This window comes from Leucobacter massiliensis (assembly GCF_002982315.1).
GTDB classification, from domain to species: Bacteria; Actinomycetota; Actinomycetes; order Actinomycetales; family Microbacteriaceae; genus Leucobacter; species Leucobacter massiliensis.
The window spans coordinates 455,422-473,657 of the sequence record NZ_MWZD01000017.1 but is presented as its reverse complement, the minus strand read 5'-3'; the positions used below and the strand labels follow the sequence as shown (position 1 = coordinate 473,657).

20 protein-coding genes are annotated in these 18,236 nt (G+C 69.1%); 14 read left to right on the top strand and 6 right to left on the bottom strand.

Annotation, left to right across the window (positions count from 1 at the left end; translation table 11 throughout):
- The first annotated feature begins 230 nt into the window (after nucleotides 1-230).
- Nucleotides 231-1,013 carry a hypothetical protein gene (locus B4915_RS14690; protein WP_181158515.1) on the top strand — a complete coding sequence of 261 codons (783 nt, stop codon included), beginning with the start codon at nucleotides 231-233 and terminating at the stop codon, nucleotides 1,011-1,013.
- Nucleotides 1,013-1,924, top strand: coding sequence for a glycosyltransferase family 2 protein (locus B4915_RS09105; protein ID WP_181158514.1), 912 nt, complete (start codon nucleotides 1,013-1,015; stop codon nucleotides 1,922-1,924). Before B4915_RS14690 ends, B4915_RS09105 begins: the two co-directional genes overlap by 1 nt.
- 68 nt (nucleotides 1,925-1,992) lie before the next feature.
- Here B4915_RS09105 and B4915_RS14455 read toward each other — a convergent pair whose 3' ends face one another.
- Nucleotides 1,993-2,853 carry a hypothetical protein gene (locus B4915_RS14455; RefSeq protein ID WP_146120059.1) on the bottom strand — a complete coding sequence of 287 codons (861 nt, stop codon included), beginning with the start codon at nucleotides 2,851-2,853 and terminating at the stop codon, nucleotides 1,993-1,995.
- Nucleotides 2,854-3,633: 780 nt separating this feature from the next.
- On the opposite strand from B4915_RS14455, the gene B4915_RS09100 reads away from it, so the two are divergent.
- From B4915_RS09100 to B4915_RS09080, 5 genes are all read left to right on the top strand, one after another.
- Nucleotides 3,634-3,882, top strand: coding sequence for a type II toxin-antitoxin system Phd/YefM family antitoxin (locus B4915_RS09100; protein WP_105805471.1), 249 nt, complete (start codon nucleotides 3,634-3,636; stop codon nucleotides 3,880-3,882).
- Nucleotides 3,879-4,298 (top strand): type II toxin-antitoxin system VapC family toxin, encoded by a 420-nt coding sequence (locus B4915_RS09095; RefSeq protein WP_105805470.1) that lies wholly within the window; start codon nucleotides 3,879-3,881, stop codon nucleotides 4,296-4,298. The genes B4915_RS09100 and B4915_RS09095 overlap by 4 nt, the downstream gene beginning before the upstream one ends.
- A gap of 187 nt (nucleotides 4,299-4,485) precedes the next feature.
- The gene (locus tag B4915_RS09090) at nucleotides 4,486-5,049 is read left to right on the top strand and encodes a hypothetical protein (protein WP_105805469.1); all 564 of its coding nucleotides are present in this window, start codon (nucleotides 4,486-4,488) and stop codon (nucleotides 5,047-5,049) included.
- Between the two features lie 548 nt (nucleotides 5,050-5,597).
- Nucleotides 5,598-5,837: a type II toxin-antitoxin system Phd/YefM family antitoxin gene (locus B4915_RS09085; RefSeq protein WP_105805468.1), complete on the top strand. Its 240-nt coding sequence runs from the start codon at nucleotides 5,598-5,600 to the stop codon at nucleotides 5,835-5,837.
- Nucleotides 5,834-6,208: a type II toxin-antitoxin system VapC family toxin gene (locus B4915_RS09080; RefSeq protein WP_105805467.1), complete on the top strand. Its 375-nt coding sequence runs from the start codon at nucleotides 5,834-5,836 to the stop codon at nucleotides 6,206-6,208. The genes B4915_RS09085 and B4915_RS09080 overlap by 4 nt, the downstream gene beginning before the upstream one ends.
- Nucleotides 6,209-6,226: 18 nt before the next feature.
- Here B4915_RS09080 and B4915_RS09075 read toward each other — a convergent pair whose 3' ends face one another.
- The gene (locus B4915_RS09075) at nucleotides 6,227-6,655 is read right to left on the bottom strand and encodes a VanZ family protein (RefSeq protein ID WP_105805466.1); all 429 of its coding nucleotides are present in this window, start codon (nucleotides 6,653-6,655) and stop codon (nucleotides 6,227-6,229) included.
- A gap of 188 nt (nucleotides 6,656-6,843) precedes the next feature.
- Between B4915_RS09075 and B4915_RS09070 the strand changes: the two genes are divergently transcribed.
- The gene (locus tag B4915_RS09070; RefSeq protein ID WP_245907419.1) at nucleotides 6,844-8,010 is read left to right on the top strand and encodes an LCP family protein; all 1,167 of its coding nucleotides are present in this window, start codon (nucleotides 6,844-6,846) and stop codon (nucleotides 8,008-8,010) included.
- Nucleotides 8,011-8,199: 189 nt separating this feature from the next.
- On the opposite strand, the gene B4915_RS09065 is transcribed toward B4915_RS09070, so the two are convergent.
- The gene (locus B4915_RS09065; RefSeq protein WP_105805465.1) at nucleotides 8,200-8,823 is read right to left on the bottom strand and encodes a MarR family winged helix-turn-helix transcriptional regulator; all 624 of its coding nucleotides are present in this window, start codon (nucleotides 8,821-8,823) and stop codon (nucleotides 8,200-8,202) included.
- Between the two features lie 117 nt (nucleotides 8,824-8,940).
- Here B4915_RS09065 and B4915_RS09060 point away from each other — a divergent pair, with 117 nt between their 5' ends.
- The 6 genes from B4915_RS09060 to B4915_RS09035 are packed head-to-tail and all read left to right on the top strand — an operon-like array spanning nucleotide 8,941 to nucleotide 14,785.
- A complete protein-coding gene (locus B4915_RS09060; RefSeq protein WP_105805803.1) occupies nucleotides 8,941-10,242 on the top strand; it encodes a polyprenyl synthetase family protein in 1,302 nt (433 codons plus the stop codon).
- Nucleotides 10,239-10,670: a squalene/phytoene synthase family protein gene (locus B4915_RS09055; RefSeq protein WP_105805464.1), complete on the top strand. Its 432-nt coding sequence runs from the start codon at nucleotides 10,239-10,241 to the stop codon at nucleotides 10,668-10,670. Before B4915_RS09060 ends, B4915_RS09055 begins: the two co-directional genes overlap by 4 nt.
- Before the next feature lie 11 nt (nucleotides 10,671-10,681).
- Nucleotides 10,682-11,347 carry a phytoene/squalene synthase family protein gene (locus B4915_RS14780; protein WP_146120058.1) on the top strand — a complete coding sequence of 222 codons (666 nt, stop codon included), beginning with the start codon at nucleotides 10,682-10,684 and terminating at the stop codon, nucleotides 11,345-11,347.
- On the top strand, nucleotides 11,344-13,059 hold the full coding sequence (crtI, locus tag B4915_RS09045; RefSeq protein ID WP_105805463.1) for a phytoene desaturase family protein: 1,716 nt from the start codon (nucleotides 11,344-11,346) through the stop codon (nucleotides 13,057-13,059). The genes B4915_RS14780 and crtI overlap by 4 nt, the downstream gene beginning before the upstream one ends.
- Nucleotides 13,059-13,430: a lycopene cyclase domain-containing protein gene (locus B4915_RS09040; RefSeq protein ID WP_105805462.1), complete on the top strand. Its 372-nt coding sequence runs from the start codon at nucleotides 13,059-13,061 to the stop codon at nucleotides 13,428-13,430. Before crtI ends, B4915_RS09040 begins: the two co-directional genes overlap by 1 nt.
- Entirely contained in the window at nucleotides 13,427-14,785 is a 1,359-nt protein-coding gene (locus tag B4915_RS09035; protein ID WP_105805461.1) for a prenyltransferase, read from the top strand. The genes B4915_RS09040 and B4915_RS09035 overlap by 4 nt, the downstream gene beginning before the upstream one ends.
- Here the strand turns inward: B4915_RS09035 and B4915_RS09030 are convergent.
- The 3 genes from B4915_RS09030 to B4915_RS09020 all read right to left on the bottom strand — a co-directional run bounded on the left by B4915_RS09030 (nucleotide 14,772) and on the right by B4915_RS09020 (nucleotide 18,057).
- Complete coding sequence (locus B4915_RS09030; RefSeq protein WP_105805460.1) at nucleotides 14,772-15,581, bottom strand: anti-sigma factor; 810 nt, start codon at nucleotides 15,579-15,581, stop codon at nucleotides 14,772-14,774. The two genes, B4915_RS09035 and B4915_RS09030, sit on opposite strands and share 14 nt — an antisense overlap.
- Complete coding sequence (gene sigK / locus B4915_RS09025) at nucleotides 15,578-16,177, bottom strand: ECF RNA polymerase sigma factor SigK (RefSeq protein WP_245907418.1); 600 nt, start codon at nucleotides 16,175-16,177, stop codon at nucleotides 15,578-15,580. Before sigK ends, B4915_RS09030 begins: the two co-directional genes overlap by 4 nt.
- Nucleotides 16,178-16,329: 152 nt before the next feature.
- Nucleotides 16,330-18,057, bottom strand: coding sequence for a cytochrome c biogenesis protein CcdA (locus B4915_RS09020; protein ID WP_105805458.1), 1,728 nt, complete (start codon nucleotides 18,055-18,057; stop codon nucleotides 16,330-16,332).
- Nucleotides 18,058-18,236 lie beyond the last annotated feature (179 nt).

The window sequence follows — 18,236 nt, the reverse complement described above, 5'->3', positions numbered from 1 at the left end:
TTGCGGCCCGCGAACGCGCCTACGGAGACCCGTCCCGCGCCGACCGAGCTATTCGCTTGGGTGACAGGATTGGCCTCACGATAGCGGGACTCAGCATCTTGATTCTTGGCTTCTTCGCTATCCCCAGGCCAGAACTGTGGGCCTGCCTGCCACTGCCTCTCTGGGGCGTCCTAGAGCGTTCCACGGAAACTCGCTCCCTGAGGCTCGTTGCTGACCATCGAATCGCGCGAGTGGCGCTCCTTAACGGCGGCAGAAGGGCATTGGGGCTCTGCCTGTTCGTCATACTCCAGTTGTCGGCCCCGGTCGACTGGGCGTTTTCTGCATCCCTGGCGCTTGCAGGGCTAGTCTCTCAACTCGTAATGAAGAAGTGGGTGCCTCTAGAAGCCGCCAAAGACACAAAGACCACCATTGAACTCCTGCGACGGGCTCTGCCTTTCGCGCTTACTGGGGTCTCGGGTCAATTCAGGAATGCCGATGTGCCAATCGTGACGATGGCACTTGGAGGCACTGCCGCCGCAGCATATGGCCTTGGCTCCCGGTTAGCCAGCCCGTTTCTGCTCGTCTTTTCATCGGCATCCAGTCTGATTCTGGTTCGTGCCCGCTCGTTCACGCGAAGGCAGGTGCGGATGCTGCTGATTCTACTGTTAACAGGAACAGCCCTGTTGGCAATTTCGCTGGTCTCTGCTTCGCACTTGCTCGTCTCACCGTTAAGCAATGTCATTCCTTGGCTTACGCAGGAAGAGACAAGCATCATAGCGTTGGTCGCCTCTGGCTACCTCTTTGCCGGCTCAGCCATCGTTCTTGGCTCTTTATGTGTTGCATTCGGCCTTCAGCTTGCGCTGGTGACGATCAATGTCACGACAACGATTGCTTCGCTCACACTCGTCGCCATACTTTCACACGTGACGGCAGCGGGCCTACCGCCAGCGATTGCTTCAAGCTGTTGCTACGGCCTCCAAGCTTTCATTCTCACACTACTCCTCTTCACTCGGCGCAAGGAAGGAAGTGTGTGATGTCGTCGCACATCACCATCGCCATTGCAACCTACCGGCGACCGGAAGAACTCGACTCCCTTCTGCGTTCGCTACCCCCCGCAATCGCGCAGGTGGCAGATCACGTGTGCCGCGTCATTGTCGTCGACAACGACCCAGACCAGTCGGCGAGCACCACCTGCGCACGGTCTGCCCTACCTCTCGACTATCTCTGGGAGCCGAAGCCGGGAATCTCGGCCGCCAGGAATAGGGCAATAGCCCACGCCAAGGGAACGGACTGGATAGTATTCCTTGACGACGATGAAATCGTTGGCCGCCATTGGCTCGCAGAACTGATTCGGATGCAGTCCCTCACAGGGGCCGAGATGATTGCGGGGCCTGTCAAATCACTCTTGCCTGCGACAACGCCGAGCTACATCGTAGGGTCAAGATTGTTCGACCGTCCGCCGAAAGACAACGGCTCGTTCCAGAACGAAGCCGGTAGCGGTAACCTCCTCTGTAAGTATGCCCTGTTCTCAGAGCGGGAGCCGTCGGAGTGGTTCCTCGACAGCTTTGGCCTCACCGGAGGCGGGGACTCTGAACTCACCCGGCGCTTCAGACGAGAAGGAGCCCGGATCGCCTGGGCTGCACACGCCGAAGTATACGAAACCGTGCCCCTTGCCCGAACGTCATTGAGATGGTTGGCCAGACGATACCGGCGAGTGGGTGCGATCGACTACCGCCTTGGCGAGGACTCCAGATACAAGCGGCTGCGGGGAGTTCTGGGGGGCGCAGGACGCATCGCATCCGGGGCAACCTCACTGGCGTGGAATCTCCTAGCGCACGCCAGACTCGACGCTCCAGCATTCCGCCGGATCTTCCGTGGAGTTGGTTTTATCGAGACCGCTCTGGGCGGCGGATATCGGGAGTACGCGCGTCAAGGCGATGTTTAGCTGATGCTTCGGTCGTTCTTCGTGGCAGCTCTGTTCAGACACACTCATGCACAGGCATGCGGAATGAGTCAGCCTGATCTAATGGGATATCTCGATGAGTTCCGGGACGGACGCGAGTAGCGAATGCTCGGCCACGGATGGGGCCCGGTGAGCGCTCCCGGGACGACAGGGGCGAGGAGTATTGCCAGCAGTATCGGGAGCAAGACATATGGATTATTCGGACCGCTCACAGATGCGCTGTTCGCAATAGCGATGCCCAGCAGCGTTAGCGAGAGCAATCTGCTCACTTTAGCCCTCCGCATCAGAACGAAGATCCCCCCAAAGGCCAGGAGCAAGCCGAGTATGCCCGAGTCGAACAGTACTCTGAGCAGGAACGCATGAAGGATCACCGAGTAACAGGTGCCATCATCCGCGCTTGAAAACAAGCTCTCGTAGTATGAAAGCGACCTACAAGCAGCGCCACTGAGCGGGGTAATGGCGACAGTTCCGAGCACCCATTCCAGCGGACCCCAGTTTCGCGTCTCATCTAGAAAGACCGCTAGGAAGTTCAATCGGTCAATTGCTCCCGAAGCTCCGGCTCGACTCAGGAAGACTTCTACAACAACCCATGCGACTGCGAGCACTGCCAGCGACGAAAGATACTTTGCAAAAACCTTCAGCCTAGATTGTGCGACGGCGAACACATAAAGAACAAAAAAAGCTACGACGCCTGATCGCGAGCCGGAGAGTACCACAAGCAAACCGAGACACGCCAGCATCAAGAACTGGTGCTTTCCGGTCAGGAATCGATAGACCACAGCGGCAAGGCCGCAGAATAGCGCTAATTCAAAGTTGTTTTCCAGCAACAGGCCTGGGCGTTCTCCCGGGCCGAGAAGAACCAAAGTGATCACCGCTTTGCAAAGAGCAAGCAATATGAGGGTCCAGGTCACCCGAATAAGGCCACGCCGATTGGTCCACTCCTTCCCCACCGCAAGAACGAGGACGAACAGGTACGCAACCCAGCGGTAAGCCTGTAGGAAATCCAGAATTGGTGCCGCAGTAATCAACGCACCCGCAATTCGGGTGAGCGTAAAAACACATAGAACGGCCAGGACTCCGCCAGGAAGAATCGACCCTTTGCACAATGCAGTGACAGCAAATAGGCCGAGCCACACATCTAAGACCGTCGTGATTGGAAATGGGCTGGCTTGACCGACGAAAGGGAAAGCAACTGCCGCAGCAACTAACAGGGGTACTAAAAGTAGCCTTTCCAACCGGGGGAACCGAATGTTTAAGGCGACAGGTTCGCTAAGCTTCACGACCTTGACTCCGCTTCTTGAATAATCAACTTCCCCAGGGAGCCCCATAATATCCCGCTATCTTCTTCCTAGGCATGTGACAACCGAGATCCCTCGCCTATAAGGATGTTGCGTAACGGACATTCAGATAGAACGGTGCGGCGATCTGGTGCGAAATCACGGCGCATCGTGGATACTGTTTCTCTTGACTTTGGCAACGCCGAGTCTCAACGCTCTAAATGATCTGCGCGCGCCTTCGGATGACCGTGGCGCGCAGCACGCGGGCACTTCGCGTGTCTGATCCACACGGAGCCCGCCGCTGCCCCAGGGACGCTCGGTCGGCGGCATCAGGGAGGCGATGGCCGGTCGATCACGGGTATCACGAAGCGCTCACAAGGCACCGAGATAGCACATGTGCTACACTGGGGCGCTATGACGACGGTAGGGCTTCGTGAACTGCGGCAGGATGCATCCGAGCTGGTGCGGCGGGTCGAGGCGGGCGAGGAGATCACGATCACCGTCTCGGGGCGACCCAGCGCGATCCTCGTGCCTGCGCGTCCCACCCGGTGGCGCACCTGGGCCGAGGTCGAAGACCTGTTCCACGGCCCGGCCGACCGGGAATGGGAACACGACCGCGGCCTTCTCGATGAGACGCTTCGCGATCCGTGGGAGGCTCGATGAGCCCCAGCGAGACGGCACCGGAGGTTCCGTCGACAGAACGCGCGATCCTTGACACCAGCGTGGTCATCGACGAAGGGATCCGCCCCCTCCCCGGCGTCCTTGCCGTAAGCGCCGTAACCCTGGCGGAACTCCACTCCGGCGTCTTGGTGGCCCGGTCCAGTCAGGTGCGGGCCGAACGGCTGAGGCGGCTGAGCATCCTGCAGCAGCGCTTCGACGCGCTCCCGGTCGACGAGGCCGTGGCCGCGAGCTATGGCCGCCTGTCGGCAGCCGTCGTCGAGGCGGGGCGTCAGCCGAGACGACGGGTCATGGATCTGCTCATCGCCGCCACCGCTCACGCACACGGTGCCAGGCTCTACACCCGGAACATCGCCGACTTCGTGGGACTCGAAGACCTGATCGACGTCGTTGAAGTGTGAGCGAACGGCTCCGACGCGGGGAAACCCTCCCCCCTCGCTCCCGCGCCGAGCACGCTCCGATCAACCGAACCAGCGGGTGAGACGCCCCAGCCCGGGCGTTCCGCCGGCGCCCCATTGATGTTCTCCACGAGGTCCTCGTGTCTCACGCTAAATTGTCACTGTGAGCTCTCCATCCCTGCACAGTTGGGTGGACGAGTCGATCCACACAGCGGGCGGGCCGCTGGCCGAGGGCATCTACCTGCTGGCTGCGACCGTCGCAGACCCCGCCGCATGCGAACCGATCCGCGACACGCTGCGAGGCTTGCTGCTCGGCAAGAGCACCCGTCTGCACTGGTACGACCAGACGCCCCGGCGAAGGCGGCTGATCGCCGGAGTGCTCGCGGACCTGGATGTGACACACACCATCATTGTCGGCGCACCCATCGACCCGCACCGGCAAGAGCGCGCCCGTCGCCTGTGTCTGGAGCGACTGCTGCACGAACTGCACAGCCTCGGCGTCGAGCGGGTGTGGGCTGAGACTCGCACCCAATCGTTGAACGACCGCGACCGTACGATGGTCGCCGCGCTGCGCTCACGCGGCGCGATCCCCGCACACCTAGCCGTCGAGTTCGCCCAGCCCGACCAAGAGCCCATGCTGTGGCTGCCCGACGCCGTAGCCGGGGCGGTCGGCATGCATCACCGGGGCCGCGACCCCGAGCCCTACGAACGGCTCCGCCACACGATCACTGAGCACACCATCCGGCTCCGCTGACCAGCCGCCGCACAGAGCGGATACGATCATCGCCGGGAAAGCGTCAGGGCCGAGTCCCACGACGACGCGGGAATCTCGGCCCTTCCTTCCTCACACCCCTCGGGGGGAGGCACACCCCTATGCTAGCACCCTCGGACGCGACCCCGCTTGTGGTCCCGGGCACCCCAGCACTCCGGGTCAGGGGTTGAGAAGAGCGTTGCAGCCCCTCGGGACGCGCAATCCTCGAACGGGACCTGGGAGAAACGCGCCGCGGGCGCGAAGACGCTGCGCGCCGAGCAGCGGCGCAAGCTCCCCAGCCCGCAGGCGATCGCCTGGCTCTCAGCCGAGCCGGTACCCCGCGGTGACCCCATCACCGCGTCTTCAGGCCGGGGCAAGAGCGCGTGAGCTGAACTCGTTCGCCATCCAGTTCGGAGTCGCGCCACCGGCCACGTGTATCGCCGATCGAACGCAGGCGTCGAAGGCGCACTGCTCACCCACCTCGCACGGGGCTGACGCCCGAGCGGCGCCGCCCCATTGACCAACTTGGTCAACAGGCGTATGCTGGGCGCATGAATGGTGGGATGGTGAACGTGTACGAGGCAAAGACGCAACTCTCGAAGCTGCTCGATCTTGCCGCGCAGGGCACCGAGACCGTTATCGCGAAGTCAGGCAAGCCCGTCGCGAAGCTCGTGCCCTGGCAACCCGAGACTCCCCGCACCCCCGGGGTCTGGGCAGGCCGGGTGCGCATCGGCGCCGACTTCGACGCGCACACCGAGCAGGACGAGCGGGACTGGTACGGCGAGCCGTGAATCTGCTGCTCGACACGCACGTGCTGCTCTGGTGGCTGGCCGACTCGCACCGGCTGAGCGCTCGGCACCGCGAACTCATCCTCGATGCCAAGCGCCGCGTGTTCGTCTCCAGCGTCTCGGTGGCGGAGATCTCGATCAAGTCCTCGCTCGGCAAGCTCGACGCGCCGGAAGGCGTCGCCGATGCGATCACCAGCAGCGGCCTGGAACTGCTCGCCTTCGACGCCGCCCACGCCGAAGCGTTGCGCGAGCTGCCCTGGCACCACCGCGACCCCTTCGACCGCATGCTCATCGCCCAGGCGCAGATCGAGCGCCTGACCCTGCTCGCCGTCGACGAGCGCATCCCGCACTATCCCGGCATCACCACGGAGTGAATGCCCCGCTCCGCCGTCTCAGCGGCGGCGCGAGTGCCGGCGCTCGCGCGGGAAGATGAGGGCGGCGACGGCCAGCCCCAGGCAGGAGCCGACCGTGTTCGCCACCACGTCGCGCACATCCGAGACGCGATCCGGGAGGAAGAAGCGCTGCGCCAGCTCCACCGCCGCCGAGAGCAGGCCGAGCAGGATCGCACCCGCCCAGCGATGCCGCAGCATCACAAGCCCCAAACAGAAACCCAGCGGCCCGAACAGGGCGATATTCGCCGTGAACTCCAGCTCCGCGTACTGAAACCACTCGGGCGCACCCAGCGCGTGCAGCCGATCGAGCACCCGCAGCGCGAGCCACCGCTGCCGGGCGTCGAGCTGCTGCGGAGAGAGCGTCACATACAGGGTCACCGCGAGGCCGGCCAGCAGCCCCGCAAGCCCCACGAGCTGCCGGATTCGCACCGGACCAGACTACCGGCGCCCCGGCCAGGGGCCGCCTCCGCCGAGACGCGAACGAGCAAAACACCGTCCGCCTCGATGCGAGCCGGGGCGCCACCAGGGACTGCATTCACGCTGCATCAGCCCAGAAACGCCAAGCTATGCTCTATGCATAGCCTCTCCTCCCACACCGAACCGCGACGGAGCACGCCGTGACGCAGCAGCCCGACCCCATTGAGCGCCTCTTCGAGACCCAGCCCGCCGAGGGGCCGCGGCGCGGACGCGCGGGCGCGGCAACAGCGGGGGCGTCACCAGCGGCGACGCGGACCGGGGACGGGGGCGGCCGGCGAGGGCGCAAGAAGCGGCGCCGTCTGCGCAACACGCTCATCGTGCTCGGCTCGATCGTCGTGCTGCTCGGGATCGCGGCCGGCGTCGTGTGGGCGTTGCTCGCGAACAGCTACAACGAGGTGGAGCGGGTGAGCATCGCCCAGGATCCCTCGCTCAGCCGCCCCGACCCCGTCACCACGGCGCCCGGCACGCGGGCGCCCATCAACATCCTGCTGCTCGGATCCGACTCGCGCGAGACCACCGACCCCGACGCCACGGCCGAGGAGCTGCGAGGCTTCCGCAGCGACGCGATCCTCGTCGCCCAGGTCTCCGCCGACCGCGAGCACCTCACCGTCATGTCGATCATGCGCGACAACTGGGTCGAGATCCAGGGCTTCGGCCAGGCGAAGATCAACGCGGCCATCGCCTACGGCGGCCTCCCGCTCGCCGTGAACACGATCGAGAACTTCATTGGTGCGCGCATCGACCACGTCGCCCTCATCGACTTCAAGTCCTTCAAGGGCCTCACCGACGCGGTCGGCGGCGTCACCGTCCACAACGAGATCGCCTACACGGCCCAGAACGGCGGAGGCGGCTACACCTTCGAGCAGGGCGACATCATCCTCGACGGTGCGCGGGCGCTCTCCTTCGTCCGCGAACGCTACGCCTTCTCCGACGGCGACTACCAGCGGGTGCGCAATCAGCAGGCCTATCTGAAGGGGCTCATGCGCAGGCTGCTCAGCTCGGACACCCTCGGAAACCCGGGCCGGCTCAACGCGACCTTCCAGGCGGTCAAGCCCTACCTCATCCTCGACGAAGGCCTCGATCTGCAGACCGCCATCGGCCTCGGCGTCGAGATGCGGAATCTGCGCAGCGACGACCTCGCCATGTTCACGAGCCCCACCCTGGGAACCGGCACCTCCGCCGACGGGCAGTCGATCGTGCTACCCGACTGGGACGAGATCGAGCGCGTGCGCGCGGCCTTCCGCGACGGTACCCTCCACGAGTACGCCGCAGGACGGCAAACCGGATCGGAGCTTCCGCAGGGCTGAGCGCCTCCGCCCGCGCGCGCCCCGCGCGGCCGCCGTCCTCAGGACGACGACCGGGCGGGTGCTAGCGTTGGGGGCATGGATGACGCGGCTCTGGCGGTGCTCTGCTGGGTGATCTTCGTGGCGGCGGGGGCGACCGTGGGCGTCGCCATCTGGAAGCAGCGCCGCGACAAGCGCTGACGGCCGCGCACCCTAGCTCGCGCCTTCGGATCCCTCGCCGGCGGCGGCATCGGCCTCCTCCGCGCCGCCCGCCCAGCCGGCGCGCGACAGCGAAAGCTCGTCCGCCATGTCGATGAGAAACCGGGTCACCGCCTCTCGCTCCTCCCGGCTCAGCCGCGCCGCCGCGTAGAAGCGCCGAGCCTGCGTGCGGCCGACCGTGGCCCGCGCGGACGCCGCGGTCTCGGGGGTCACCTCGATTGCGAAGGCGCGCCGGTCCGTGGGGTGCACCCGGCGCAGCACGTGCCCGTCCCGCTCCAGCCGGTTGAGCAGCTTCGTCGTCGACGCGGCCGAGATGCGCAGGTGCTGCGCGATCATGCCGGGGGTGACGATCTCACCCTGCTGCTGCGCGACGATCAGATAGTGCAGGGCGCGCATGTCCTGCGCGCTGAGCCGCATGTACGCGCTCGACGCCTCGGACAGCAGTTGCTCGGCCTCCCGCAGCCGGGCGAGCGCCTGCATGAGGCGCGCGATCTGCTCGACGTCCTCCTGCGCGACCCCCGTGGCATCGACGAGCGAGCTCGGCCCGCCCGCGGCGTTCGCCACATAGAGCCGCTCGGCGATCCGATCCCGAGCAGCCGCAGCCGCGCCACTCTCCATGAACCCATCCTCACGATGCTTGTGAACTTGAGAATATATTAACCTTCGCGATACATTCTACGAATAGTTATCGCTCTCGCGGTGACCGTGAACAGCCGCTGGACCTTGGGGGGCCGCATGCGCATCACAGCACCACAGTCCGCAGCCGCGAGCGCGCCGAGCGCCGGTGCCGGTGCCGGTGCCGAAGCGGACAGCTCCGGGGCCGCGACCGCAGCGGACGAGCAGCGGCCCGCCACGCCTGCCGAGGATCCGATCGCCACCGACCGCATCGAACGCGAGATCGCGGCCGCCTTCGCCGCGCGCCGGGCCCAGGCCGAGAGCTACGGGGCGCCCTTCGCGCGCCTCTGGATCCACGCCTCCGAGTGCGTCGCCGGCGGCAAGCTGCTCCGCCCGCGGCTGCTCCTCGGTGCCTTCGACGCGCTCACCGGCCACGCCCCAGAGCCCGCGGATCCGGGAGACGCCGGCGAGCAGGCGAGCCCCGGCAACCGCACGACAGACGCTGAGACACTGAAACGCCCAGCGCCCCGGCGATCCCGCGAGGCAGCGCTCCGCGTCGCGGCCGGCGTGGAACTCCTCCACTACTCCTTCCTGTTGCACGACGACGTGATCGACGGGGACCTGCTGCGGCGCGGCCGCCCCAATGTGATCGGCGCGATCCTGCACGACGGCGATCCCGCAGCACCCGGCGGCGAAGGACCGTGCCGCAGCGCGGACGAGCGCCGGCTGCACTGGGCGCGCACGAACGGAATCCTGCTCGGCGACCTGCTGCTCTCCGCCGCCTACCAGGTGTTCGCCCGCGAAGACCTCCCCCACGACACCCGCCTGCGGCTCCTCGACCTCGTGGACCGCACCATCACCGAGTCGGTCGCCGGCGAGCAGGCAGACGTCGGCCTGAGCGACGGCTTCATCGCCCCCGAGCTCTCCACCGTGCTCGAGATGAGCCGCCTGAAGACCGCGAGCTACACCTTCGAGCTGCCGCTGCGCGCCGCGGCGCTGCTCGCCGGCGCAGCCCCCGCCGCGGAGAACGCGGTCGGCGAGGCGGGCCGCCACCTCGGCATCGCCTTCCAGTTGCAGGACGACCTGCTCTCCACCTTCGGCTGCGAGGCGGAGCACGGCAAGGACGCCTTCTCCGATCTGCGGGAGGGCAAGGAGACGGCGATCATCGCCTACGCGCGGATGACGAGCATCTGGCCCGCACTCGAGGCCGGCTACGGCAACCCCTCGCTGAGCATCGCCGAGGCGCGCGCCATGCGAGACAGCCTCGCGGAGTGCGGGGCCGAGGGATTCATGCGCTCGCTCGTCCAGGAGCAGACCCAGGCCGCCATCGACCTGCTCGCCACGCAGCGGGCCGCCATCCCCGACGCCCTCGCCCGCTACCTCATCGAGCTCGCCGGCTCCCTCGAAGGGAGGCGGGCATGAGACGCGCCCTCGACGAGCTCACCCCGCTGGGCCGCTACACCGCGGCCTCCGAACGCTCGGCCGCCCGCGTCATCGGCGCGTACTCGACGTCCTTCGGTGCGGCCACCCGGCTGCTCGCGCCGAACCGCCGACGGCACATCCGCAACATCTACGCGCTCGTGCGCATCGCCGACGAACTGGTCGACGGCGTCTGCACGGAGGCCGGCATCGGCCGGGAGGCGCAGCACGAAGCCCTCGACCGCCTCGAGGACGAGACCGAGCTCGCCATGCGGACCGGCTACAGCAGCAATCCGATCGTCCACGCCTTCGCGACGACCGCGCGCGGCTCCGGCATCGACACGACGCTCACCGGACCGTTCTTCGCCTCCATGCGAGCCGATCTGCGGTCCGCAGATCGGCTCGCATCGACGCGCAGAACGGTCCGGTGAGCCTCGGGTCGATGCCCGCGCCGCGCGCGGTCGCCGCGCAGGCGGGGGCGCGCGGAGTGCTGCGGTGGGCCGGCCGGGCCGCGGGGGCCGGATCCGCGGGAGCCGGATCCGCGGCGGCCACGGCGGCCGGATCCCCGGGGGCAGCCGAGGCGCCGGCAGTCGAGCGCGACGCCGACGGCCTCCTCGTCTTCGGCGACGAGGCCCACGCGGCGTACGTGTACGGCTCCGCGGAGGTCGTGGGCCTCATGTGCCTGCGGGTCTTCACGGCAGACGGCGGCTACACCCAGGGCGAGCTCGAACGGCTCGAACACGGCGCACGGCGCCTCGGGGCCGCCTTCCAGAACGTGAACTTCCTGCGCGACCTCGCCGACGACACCGAGCGCCTCGGCCGCAGCTACCTCGGGCAGCGCGCCACCGTGGACGAGGCGCTGCAGGCCCGCTGGGTCGCCACGATCCGCGAGCAGCTCGCCGACGCGGCAGACGCGCTGCCGCTGCTGCCGCGCGACGCCCGCGTCGCGGTCGGCTGCGCGCTGCGATTCTTCTCCACGCTGACGGACCGCATCGCTGCGGTGCCGGCGGCGACGCTGCACGAGCGCCGGATCCGGGTCCCGGGTCCGCAGAAGACGTGGTTGATCGCGCGATCGGTGCTCGGCGCGCAGAAGGGCGGGAGGACATGACGCGCACGGTGATCATCGGGGCCGGGATCGCGGGGCTCGCGACGGCGGCGCTGCTCGCCCGCGACGGGCACGAGGTGCGAGTGCTGGAGCGCGGCGAGCGCGTGGGCGGCCGCGCCGGGACCGTGGACGAGGGCGGCTTCCGCTTCGACACGGGGCCCTCCTGGTACCTCATGCCCGGCGTCTTCGACCACTTCTTCGCCATGCTCGGCACCAGCACCGAGGAGCAGCTGGAGCTGCGCACCCTCGACCCCGGCTACCGGGTCTTCGGGGAGCCGGATGGCCGAGACCGGGATGAGGTCGGGGCCGGCTCGAAGCTCACCGTGCCCTTCGGCGTCGAGCGGGTCGTGGAGGCCTTCGAGCAGCTGGAGCCCGGCAGCGGGCCCGAGCTGCGCCGCTACCTCGCCTCGGCGCGCCGCGCATCGGAGATGGCGGAGCGCTACTTCCTCTACAACCCCTTCACCCGGCTGCGCTCGCTGCTCGCGCCCGAGGTGCTCGCCGCGGTGCCGCAGCTCGTCTCGCTGCTGGGCACCTCGCTCGAACGCTTCGCGGCGAAGCGCTTCGCGAATCCGCTGCTGCGGCAGGTGCTCGGCTACCCGGCGGTGTTCCTCGGCACCGATCCGGCGAGCGCACCGGCCATGTACCACCTGATGAGCGCGCTCGACCTCGACGAGGGAGTGCAGTATCCCATGGGCGGCTTCGGCGTCCTGGTCGAGCGCCTCGCGGCGCTGGCCCGCGAGGCGGGGGCGGAGATCGTCACCGGGGCGGAAGCGGTCGAGGTGCTGACGCGCCGGGAGCGCGCCGGCGCCGGGACGAACGGGCTCGTCGCGAGCGGGGTGCGGTGGCGTGACCGGCAGGGCGGCGAGCACGTGGAGCACGCGAACATCGTCGTCTCGGGCGCGGATCTGCACCACACGGAGACCCGGCTGCTGCCCGCCGAGGCGCGCAGCTACCCGGAGTCCTGGTGGGAGCGACGCACCAGCGGGCCGGGCGCGGTCATCGCGCTGCTCGGGGTGCGCGGCGAGCTGCCGGAGCTGGAGCACCACTCGCTCTTCTTCACCCGCGACTGGGGCGCGAACTTCGACGCGATCTTCGGGGACCGTCCGGCCGTGCCCGATCCGGCCTCCATCTACGTGTGCCGGCCGAGCGCCACGGATCCGGGGGTCGCGCCGGAGGGGCACGAGAACCTGTTCGTGCTGATCCCCGTGCCGGCGGACACCTCCATCGGGCACGGCGGACCGGACGGCACCGGCAGCCCCGAGGTGGAGCGCGCGGTCGACGCCGCAATCGACCAGGTGGCGGCGTGGGCCGGGATCCCGGAGCTGCGGGAGCGGATCGTGCTGCGGCGCAGCCTCGGCCCCGCCGATTTCGAGAGCGACTACCACTCGTGGCGGGGCGGCATGCTCGGGCCCGCGCACATCCTCTCGCAGAGCGCGCTCTTCCGCGCGCAGAACGCCTCCAAGCGGGTCGCGGGCCTCTACTACGCGGGAGCGACGACCGCGCCCGGGGTGGGGGTGCCGATGTGCCTCATCAGCGCGGAGCTGGTGCTCAAGCGGATCCGCGGGGATCACAGCGCCGGCCCGCTCCCCGTGCCGTCCGCGTCCAGGACCGCCTCCGCGCCGAGCACCGCCTCGTCCGCTCCCCCGGCCGCCGCCTCGCCCGCTCCCCCGGCCGCGGCATCGCCCGCGTCGGCGCGAGGGGCGGCGCACCCCTGATGCCCGCCCTCTACCTCGTCTGCCTCCTGCTCGGGATCGGCTGCATGCTGCTCCTCGACCGGCGCTTCCGCCTCTTCTTCTGGAGCGACCCCGTCGCCGCGACGATCGTGACGGCGGTGGGCGTGGTGCTCTTCGTGCTGTGGGATGCGGCGGGGGTCGCCTCCGGCATCTTCCTGCGCGGCGAGGGGGCGATCGCCACCGGGATCCTGCTCGCGCCCGAGGTCCCCGTCGAGGAGCCCGTGTTCCTGCTGTTCCTGGTGCTGTGCACGATGGTGCTCTTCAGCGGGTCGCGGCGCATCGTGACGCGGTTCGCGCGCGGCGCCGGGCGGCGCGGGGACGGCCGCGTCCGAGACGGGGAGGGCGGGCGATGAGCTATCCGGCGCTGGCGACGCTCGGGATCGGGATCGCTGCCGCGGGCGCGGCGGCGCTGCTCGCCTGGACCCGGGCGCGGCGCGGACCCGGCGCCCTGCGCGGGGCGGCGGCGGGGATCCTGGTGGCGGCGCTCGCGCTGATCCTGCTGACGGCGGTCTTCGACAATGTGATGATCGGCGCCGGGCTCTTCCACTACGCCCCCGAGAACCTGCTGGGCTGGAGCGTGGGGCTCGCCCCGCTCGAGGACTTCTCCTATCCGATCGCGGGGGCGCTGCTGCTGCCCGCGCTGTGGCTCGCGCTGGCGCGGGAGGACGGCCACGGGACCGACGTTCCGGGCGGTGCGGGCGGCCTCGGCGCGGGCGCTGAGCGCCGTCGCGTGTTCCGGCAGTTCGTGCTGTCCTCTCGCCCGGTCAGCTGGATCAACACGGCGTTCCCCTTCGGCGCGGCCTACCTGCTGACGACGCACGAGATCGACGCGGTGTTCGTGGTGGGCGTGCTCTACTTCCTGATCCCCTACAACCTGGCCATGTACGGGATCAACGACGTCTTCGACTACGCCTCGGATCTGGAGAACGCGCGGAAGGGCGGGATCGAGGGCGCGCTGCTCACGCCCCGCCTGCACCGGCCGATGCTGTGGACGGCGCTCGTGACGAACGTCCCGTTCCTGGTCTTCCTGGCCGCGGCCGGGGGGCCGCCCGCCTGGCTCGCGCTGAGCGTCAGCGTCTTCGCGCTCGCCGCCTACTCGGTGCCGGGGCTGCGCTTCAAGGAGCGCCCCTTCCTCGACTCGGTCACCTCCAGCACGCACTTCGTGAGTCCAGCGGTGGTGGGACTGGCGCTCGCGGGTGCGGAGCCGAGCCTGCCGCTGACGCTCGTGCTCGGCGCGTTCTTCCTGTGGGGGATGGCGGCGCACGCCTTCGGCGCCGTGCAGGACATCATCCCCGATCGCGCCGCCGGGATCGCTTCGATCGCGACCGTCATCGGCGCCCGCGCCACGACGCGCCTGGCGCTCGCCCTCTGGGCCCTCGCCGGGGTCGCGATGCTCGCGACGCCCTGGCCCGGCCCCCTGGCCGCGATCCTCGCCGTGCCCTACATCGTCAATTGCGCACCCTTCTGGAACGTGACCGACGAGACCTCCGAGGCCACGAACCGCGCCTGGCGCCGCTTCATCTGGCTCAACTACGCCTCCGGCTTCCTCGCGACCCTCCTCCTCATCCTCAGCTGGTCGCCGGCAGTTCGTGCTGTCCTCTCGCCCGGTCAGCTGGATCAACACGGCGTTCCCCTTCGGCGCGGCCTACCTGCTGACGACGCACGAGATCGACGCGGTGGCGGGGGCGGGAGGCTCAGGCGGAGCTGACGACGAGCACCGGGTCGGAGGTCGGCAGGCCCGACGGCGAGCCGCCGCGCTCCTCGACGGTGAGCGCGAGCGCGTCACCCGGCTGGAACCCCTCGGCGAGCATCGCGCCGCCGCCGCCCTCTTCCGGACGCATCACGCCCAGCGAGATGGGCTCGCCGTCGCGCACGATCCACGCCTCGTAGTCGCGGTCGTCCGCGAGACCCGGCAGATCCTCCACCGTCAGCACCGCCTGCCGTTCCGCATCCGACCAGTGCAGCGTCGCCAGGCCCTCCCCGGCCTCGCCCGCCGAGACCGAGCGCGCGTCCGGCGCCGACTCGACCCGCTCCAGCGCCACCGTCACCGGGTCGGGCGGCTGCAGCACACCGCGCATCGGCAGCGCGAGGGCGAGCGCCAGCAGCACGGCCACCGATGCGGCGAGCGCGAACCAGGCTGCGCGGCGGCGGCGGGGTGAGCCGCCCCGCTCCCGATCCGAGCCGAGACCCCGATCCGCGCCGAGATCCCGCTTCGGATCGCGATCCTGCCCCGGATCGCGATCCGCATCCCGATCCGCATCGACGCCGGCCGGCCGCTGCGGCAGATCCTCGATCGCGTCCAGGATCGATGCGCGCAGAGCGGCCGGCGGCGCGATGCCGCCGCTCGACTCGCCCAGGGCCGCCGCGGTCTGCAGATCCTCGTCGACGATGCGCTGCCACTCGGGGTGCTCGCGCAAGGCGTCCGAGAACAGCGCCTCCTCCGACGGCGAGAGCGCCTGGAGGGCGTGCGCGGCCGAGAGCTCCCGGAACTCCTGCTCCCTCATCGCGTCACCTCCAGTTCCGCCCTCAGCCGGGACAGTCCGTCCCGGATCCGTGTCTTGATCGTTCCCAGCGGCGCATCGAGCAGCACCGCGATCTCGCTCTGACTGTAGCCGCCGAAGTAGGCGAGCACGATCGCCCGCCGCTGCGGCTCCGGCAGTTCGCGCAGCCCGCGCACCGCCCGCGAGCCGTCGACCATCACCTGCACGTGATCCTCGACCGCGGGTGCGGCGGCGGCGAGCTCCCGTGCACCGGCCGCGAGATCCCGTCGCGAGGCGGCCTGCGCGGCCCGCACCCGGTCGACGGCCCTGCGGTGGGCGATCGTCAGCAGCCAGCTGCGCGCACTGCCGCGGTCCACGTCGAAGGACGGAGCACGCTCCCAGGCCTCCAGGAAGACCTCCTGCAGCACCTCCTCGCTCTGCGAACGATCCAGGAGCACCCGGACGATGAGGCCGAACACGCGCGCAGAGAGCAGATCGTACAGGGTCGCGAAGGCGCGGCGATCACCGCGAGCCGCCCGCGCGAGCGCCTCGTCAGCGGGATCGGCGCTCGCGCCGTCCTCCGGTATCTCCACCCCGTCGATGACCATCTCTCTCAGCATGCCGTACTCACCTCCGTTCCTCGTGCCTTGTCCCACCGCGAGTCTCCTCCCGCGGGTCCGTCCCGTCTCGCCTCCTGCCGCCGGTGCCGGGCCCCTCCGTGCCCCGCGCTCCGGCCCGGCGCTCCCGCTCACCCGCTCACCCGCTCACCCGCTCACCCGAAGGTGAAGGAGTAGAGCTGCACCCCCTCCGGCACCCGCAGTTCGAGCACGCCGTCCACCGGATCGCCCTCCTGCACCAGCCGGTACGACTGGGGCGTGCCGCCGACCTCGACGGTGCGCGATCCGCCCCCCTCGATGCTCAGTTCGAGCGCTCCCTCGCCTGCGGCGACGACGCGGACCTCGCGGCCGCGGTAGTCGAGCCGCACCGTGCGCTCCCCGCTCGCCCCGGCCGTGGGCGTGATGAACTGCGTCTCCACCGTCCACTCGCCGTCGAGGGCGAAGGTATCGGCCGGCTGCTCGCGCGGCAGCCGGAAACGCTGCTCACCCGCCCGGTACTCGCCGGGACCCGCGAAATTGCGATCCTTCGAGGAGCCGAGGAAGGTCTCGGGCGTCGTGCTGCCGAGCTCGGGGGTCTCGTCGGGGGTCCGCGACTCCGCGGGGAGCTCCGCGCCCGGGTCGGCCTCCCGCAGCAGCTCGCGCAGCAGCTTCTCGGTCGTCTCGTAATTGCCCTCGCCGAAGGAGATGTGGCGCACGACGCCCTTCGCGTCGATGAGGTAGTGGGCGGGCCAGTAGCGGTTGCGGTAGTTCGTCCAGCTCGCGAGCGAGTTGTCGAGTGCGACCGGGTACTCGATGCCGAAGTCGGCGACGCCCGCCTCCACGTTGGCCCGCTCCTTCTCGAAGGCGTACTCGGGCGAGTGGACCCCGATCACGGTCAGGCCGGCGTCGCGGTAGGTCTCGTCCCAGCCCACCACGTGCGGGATCGAGCGCTGGCAATTGATGCAGGAGTAGGCCCAGAAGTCGATGAGCACCACCCGCCCGCGCAGATCCTTGAGGTCGATGCCCTCGCCGCCGGGCGTGTTGATCCAGCTCTCGATGCCCCGGATCGCGGGCGCGGTGCCGCAGGAGGCAAGCTCCGGCGCGTCGTTGGCGCAGTTGTCGAGCTCCCGGTTCTCGTCGGTGACGAGGCCGCCGAGGCTGAGCGCGCTGCGCCCCGCGTCACTGTCCGCGAGGTCGCGCTGCAGCCCCGCCGTGTAATCGGGGACGAGACGCTGCAGCGCCTGCGGCAGGTTGAAGGCGATGCCCACGGCGAGGGCGATGAGAGCGACCCCGCCCACGATCCTGATGGTGCGCTCGCGCTTGCGGAAGCCACGGATGCGCTCGGCCACCCGGTTCCCGGCCAGCGCGAACACCAGCAGCGGGATCGCGACGCCGACGGCGAAGGCGACGGTGAGCAGCACCGTCTCCGGACCGATCGAGCCCGTGGCGCCGGCGACGATGATCGCGGCGAGCACCGGGCCGGCGCACGGGACGAACACCGTGCCGAGCGCGAGCCCCATGCCGAAGCCGTTGCCGCCGTCGCCGACCTTGCGCCGGGGGAGGCGCTGGAAGGGCTTCTCGAGCAGCTGCTCGAAGCCGGGGAAGAGCATGCCGACGCCGATCACGGCGAGCACCGCGACCCCCGCCCAGCGGATCGCGCTCTGCGGGATGTTCAGCAGCCCCAGCAGCAGGGAGCCGAGCAGGGTCACCGCCGAGAAGCTCAGCACCAGGCCGAAGATGATCCAGAAGGGGCGACTGCGCCGCGCCGGGATGACCTCCGGCGCGCTGCCCCTCGCCGCGGGCTTCGCGCCCGCCGTGAGGAAGATGACCGGCAGCACCGGCAGAATGCACGGCGAGATGCCGGTGATGAGTCCGCCGAGCAGACCGATGAGCACGATGTCCATGAGAAGCCCTCCTGTTGCGGAGCATTCGGAGCGGAGGCGCGATCGGATTGCCCCGCCGCCGGCTCGGGGTGAGGCTCGCAGGTGCTGCGGAAGGAACGCGCGAGCGCGCGCGAGCGCTGGCTCCGGAGGGGCCGGCAGCGGTTTCGAACTTTTTTCAATCCGATGCCGCGCGGGCTCCG

Coding starts and splice junctions, on each gene's coding strand:
- B4915_RS09105 (WP_181158514.1), top strand. CDS start 1,013: ATGTCGTCGCACATCACCATCGCCATTGCAACCTACCGGCGACCGGAA.
- B4915_RS09100 (WP_105805471.1), top strand. CDS start 3,634: ATGACGACGGTAGGGCTTCGTGAACTGCGGCAGGATGCATCCGAGCTG.
- B4915_RS09095 (WP_105805470.1), top strand. CDS start 3,879: ATGAGCCCCAGCGAGACGGCACCGGAGGTTCCGTCGACAGAACGCGCG.
- B4915_RS09085 (WP_105805468.1), top strand. CDS start 5,598: ATGAATGGTGGGATGGTGAACGTGTACGAGGCAAAGACGCAACTCTCG.
- B4915_RS09065 (WP_105805465.1), bottom strand. CDS start 8,823: ATGGAGAGTGGCGCGGCTGCGGCTGCTCGGGATCGGATCGCCGAGCGG.
- B4915_RS09060 (WP_105805803.1), top strand. CDS start 8,941: ATGCGCATCACAGCACCACAGTCCGCAGCCGCGAGCGCGCCGAGCGCC.
- B4915_RS09055 (WP_105805464.1), top strand. CDS start 10,239: ATGAGACGCGCCCTCGACGAGCTCACCCCGCTGGGCCGCTACACCGCG.
- B4915_RS14780 (WP_146120058.1), top strand. CDS start 10,682: ATGCCCGCGCCGCGCGCGGTCGCCGCGCAGGCGGGGGCGCGCGGAGTG.
- crtI (WP_105805463.1), top strand. CDS start 11,344: ATGACGCGCACGGTGATCATCGGGGCCGGGATCGCGGGGCTCGCGACG.
- B4915_RS09040 (WP_105805462.1), top strand. CDS start 13,059: ATGCCCGCCCTCTACCTCGTCTGCCTCCTGCTCGGGATCGGCTGCATG.
- B4915_RS09035 (WP_105805461.1), top strand. CDS start 13,427: ATGAGCTATCCGGCGCTGGCGACGCTCGGGATCGGGATCGCTGCCGCG.
- B4915_RS09030 (WP_105805460.1), bottom strand. CDS start 15,581: ATGAGGGAGCAGGAGTTCCGGGAGCTCTCGGCCGCGCACGCCCTCCAG.
- sigK (WP_245907418.1), bottom strand. CDS start 16,177: ATGCTGAGAGAGATGGTCATCGACGGGGTGGAGATACCGGAGGACGGC.
- B4915_RS09020 (WP_105805458.1), bottom strand. CDS start 18,057: ATGGACATCGTGCTCATCGGTCTGCTCGGCGGACTCATCACCGGCATC.